The organism is Pampinifervens navoyensis, assembly GCF_046159715.1.
GTDB lineage: Bacteria > Aquificota > Aquificia > Aquificales > Aquificaceae > Pampinifervens.
In genome coordinates this window covers 1-407 of the sequence record NZ_JBJXCT010000031.1, presented here as the reverse complement: position 1 = coordinate 407, position 407 = coordinate 1, and the positions used below count along the sequence as shown (strand labels likewise).

At 51.8% G+C, this 407-nt stretch carries 1 protein-coding gene; it reads right to left on the bottom strand.

The window, feature by feature from the left end:
• Nucleotides 1–407, bottom strand: a 407-nt coding sequence (locus tag ACKRDP_RS09880; RefSeq protein ID WP_409154619.1) for a uroporphyrinogen-III C-methyltransferase, incomplete at both ends; no start/stop codon positions are given.

The window sequence follows — 407 nt, the reverse complement described above, 5'->3', positions numbered from 1 at the left end:
AGAAATACAAGTGTGTTTATCCCCTTAAGGCTCCCCCAGTCTATGCTGGAGCTTCCCTTTCTCGGGTCCTCGTGCCCCGTTATCACCGCAAAGGAGGAGGAAATGCCCCTGAAGGTTAGAGGAATACCCGCATAGGCAGGGACAGCTATGGCAGAGCTCACCCCCGGAACCACCTCAAAGTCTATGCCATGCTGAGCCAGAAAGAGAGCTTCCTCACCACCTCTTCCAAAGACAAAGGGGTCACCACCCTTGAGCCTCACCACAGTTTCCCTTGTATGAGCATACTGAAGCAGGAGCTCGTTTATTCTTTCCTGTTCCATAAGATGCCTGCCATCTTCTTTTCCCACGTATACCAGCTCACAGTCTGGTCTTGCAAGCAGAAGAATCTCAGGGTTTACGAGCCTGTC